The following is a 3,358-nucleotide window of genomic DNA, read 5'->3' as shown; positions in this document are numbered from 1 at the left end:
CGTTCGCTGGAAAGTGCCGCACGCGATGGCGTGCTCAAGCCGTTCAGCGGCGACACCGATATCTTTATTTACCCGGGCCGACCTTTTCACGTGGTCGATGCGCTGGTCACTAATTTCCATTTGCCGGAATCGACGCTGTTGATGCTGGTCTCGGCATTCGCCGGTTATCCCGAAACCATGGCGGCCTACGCGGCTGCGGTGGACCACGGTTACCGCTTCTTCAGTTACGGGGATGCCATGTTCATCACCCGCAATCCCGCGCCGACCGCTCCCGGGGAATCCACCCCGACGGAATCGGCCCCAGAGGATCAAGCATGAGTCGCACCTGTCGTATGTCTTTCGAGCTGCTGGCCACCGATGGCAAAGCACGTCGCGGTCGTCTGACCTTTCCCCGTGGCGTTGTCGAAACGCCTGCGTTCATGCCGGTCGGCACCTACGGCACGGTGAAGGGCATGCTGCCTCGGGACATCGAGGCCACCGGCGCTCAGATGATTCTCGGCAACACCTTCCACCTCTGGCTGCGTCCGGGCACTGAAGTCATTAAGGGTCACGGCGATCTTCACGATTTCATGCAGTGGAAAGGCCCGATCCTGACCGACTCCGGCGGTTTCCAGGTGTTCAGCCTCGGTGCGATGCGCAAGATCAAGGAGGAGGGCGTAACATTTGCCTCTCCGGTTGATGGCGCGAAAGTCTTCATGGGGCCGGAAGAGTCGATGCAGGTCCAGCGCGACCTTGGCTCCGACATCGTGATGATTTTCGACGAATGCACGCCGTACCCGGCCGACGAAGACGTGGCGCGAACCTCCATGGAGCTGTCGCTGCGCTGGGCCAAGCGCTCCAAGGTGGCCCACGGCGAAAGCACGGCGGCGTTGTTCGGCATCGTTCAGGGCGGCATGCACGAGAACCTGCGCATGCGCTCGCTCGAGGGCTTGAGCGAACTTGACTTCGATGGCCTGGCGATCGGCGGCCTCTCTGTCGGCGAGCCCAAGGACGAGATGATCAAAGTCCTGGACTACCTGCCGGGCAGCATGCCGGCTGACAAACCTCGTTACCTTATGGGTGTAGGCAAGCCCGAAGACCTGGTTGAAGGTGTCCGCCGCGGCGTCGACATGTTCGACTGCGTGATGCCTACGCGCAACGCGCGCAACGGTCATCTGTTCATCGACACCGGTGTGCTGAAAATCCGTAATGCGTTTCATCGTTACGATGAGTCGCCGCTGGATCCGACCTGCGACTGCTATACCTGCAAAAACTTCTCTCGCGCCTATCTGCATCACTTGGACAAGTGCGGCGAAATGCTGGGAAGCATGCTCAATACGATCCACAATTTGCGCCATTACCAGCTGCTTATGGCTGGTTTGCGCGAGGCTATTCAACAGGGTACATTGGCCGCCTTTGTCGACATGTTCTATGCCAAACGCGGGCTTGCGACGCCGTTATTGGCCTGAGTAACAGCCGGTGTCACCGCTTCCTATTATTAAAATATGCAACTGGAGTGTTAAATGAGCTTTTTCATCTCTTCCGCTTTCGCGGATGCGGCTGCCCCTGCCGCTGCAGGCCCTATGGGCGGCGGCTTCGAGTGGATTTTCCTGGTCGGCTTTCTGGTCATCTTCTATCTGATGATCTGGCGTCCACAGGCCAAGCGCGCCAAAGAGCAAAAGAACTTGCTGGGCAACTTGCAGAAGGGCGACGAAGTCGTCACTACCGGCGGTATCGCGGGCAAGATCAATAAAGTGACTGATGACTTCGTTGTTATCGAAGTCTCCGACACCGTAGAGCTGAAGATCCAGAAGGGCGCTATCGCTGCCACCCTGCCCAAGGGCACTCTGAAAGCCATCTGATTCCAGTCTTTTACCAATCGACGGGGCGCGCAAGGCGCCCCGCGTTATAAGCAGGCGGCGTGATGTTGAACAAATACCCTCTGTGGAAATACATCCTGATCCTGGCAGTGCTGGTGATCGGTTTTATTTATTCCGCACCCAATCTCTACCCTGATGACCCGGCTATTCAGGTCAGCGGCGCAAGCACTGCGCTGCAGGTCAATCAGGCTGATCTGGATCGCGTAAGCAAGGCGCTTACCGATGCTGGCATCGCGGTCAAGGGCGCGACTCTGGCCGAGAATGGCAAGGGCGGTTTGTTGCGTCTGACCAAACAGGAAGACCAGCTCCCAGCCAAAGATGTCGCACGCAAGGCGCTGGGCGACGACTACGTTGTCGCGCTGAACCTGGCTCAGACCACGCCGAAGTGGCTGCGCAGCATCGGTGCTACGCCGATGAAGCTGGGTCTCGACCTGTCCGGCGGTGTGCACTTCCTGCTCGAAGTCGACATGGACAAGGCCCTCAGTGCGCGTCTGAATGTCTATGAAGGCGAAGTGAAAAGCCTGCTGCGCAAGGAAAAGGTGCGTTATCGCAGCCTTCCGCAAGACAGCGGCGCCATTCAGCTGGGCTTCAGCGATGCTGACACTCGTGAACAGGCCCGTGCACTGATCCGCAAGGACTACAGCGATTTCGATATCACCACGAGTGATCGCGGCGAAATGCCGATCCTGCGTCTGGCCATGACGCCAGCGAAGATCGCTGAAATCCGCGAATACTCGATCAAGCAAAACCTGACCACCGTCCGTAACCGGGTCAACGAGCTGGGCGTTGCCGAGCCGCTGGTTCAGCGCCAGGGCGCCAACCGCATCGTGGTTGAGCTGCCAGGTGTTCAAGACACCGCCGAAGCCAAGCGTATCCTCGGCAAGACGGCCAACCTTGAGTTCCGTCTGGGCGCAGGTCCCGATGACAGCAAAGCCACCACCGAGATGTTCGAGTTCCGCGAAGGCGGTCGCCCTGCGGCACCGGTCGAGCGTGGGCTGATCATCACCGGTGATCAGGTGACTGACGCCAAGGCCGGCTTTGACGAGCACGGTCGTCCTCAGGTGAACATCAAGCTGGACGGCCATGGTGGTGATCTGATGAGCCGCGCGACTCGCGCGAACGTCGGTCGCAGCATGGCGGTGATCTTCATTGAGCAGAAGCCGACGACCACCTACACCAAACAGATGGTCAATGGCGTCGAAAAAGACGTTCCGGTTCAGACCTTCAAGGAAGAGAAGAAGATCATCAGTCTGGCGACCATTCAGTCGCCGCTGGGTGCTCAATTCCGCATCACCGGCCTGAACGGTCAGGGTGAATCTTCCGAACTCGCGCTGTTGCTGCGTGCCGGTGGTCTGGCTGCTCCGATGTACTTCGCTGAAGAGCGCACCATCGGCCCGAGCCTGGGTGCCGACAACATTACCAAGGGTATCGATGCATCCCTGTGGGGCATGCTGTTCGTCTCGCTGTTCATCCTGGCCATCTACCGCTTCTTCGGTCTG

Annotated in this window: 4 protein-coding genes; all 4 read left to right on the top strand. The window is 58.9% G+C overall.

Going from position 1 to position 3,358, the window contains the following annotated elements; all coding sequences use genetic code 11:
* Nucleotides 1–318: S-adenosylmethionine:tRNA ribosyltransferase-isomerase (locus tag VF672_RS09665; RefSeq protein ID WP_331104083.1), on the top strand; the 318-nt coding region annotated here is incomplete at its 5' end.
* 14 nt (nucleotides 319–332) lie between these two features.
* A complete protein-coding gene (gene tgt / locus VF672_RS09660; protein WP_331104085.1) occupies nucleotides 333–1,448 on the top strand; it encodes a tRNA guanosine(34) transglycosylase Tgt in 1,116 nt (371 codons plus the stop codon).
* A 54-nt stretch (nucleotides 1,449–1,502) separates the two neighbouring features.
* Entirely contained in the window at nucleotides 1,503–1,841 is a 339-nt protein-coding gene (gene yajC / locus VF672_RS09655) for a preprotein translocase subunit YajC (RefSeq protein WP_037012510.1), read from the top strand.
* Between the two features lie 62 nt (nucleotides 1,842–1,903).
* Nucleotides 1,904–3,358: preprotein translocase subunit SecD (locus VF672_RS09650; protein WP_331104076.1), on the top strand; the 1,455-nt coding region annotated here is incomplete at its 3' end.

The sequence above is a fragment of the Pseudomonas sp. genome (genome assembly GCF_036387035.1).
Taxonomy (GTDB): Bacteria; Pseudomonadota; Gammaproteobacteria; order Pseudomonadales; family Pseudomonadaceae; genus Aquipseudomonas.
The sequence above is the reverse complement of the archived record's forward strand: the minus strand, read 5'-3'. Positions and strand labels throughout refer to the sequence as shown.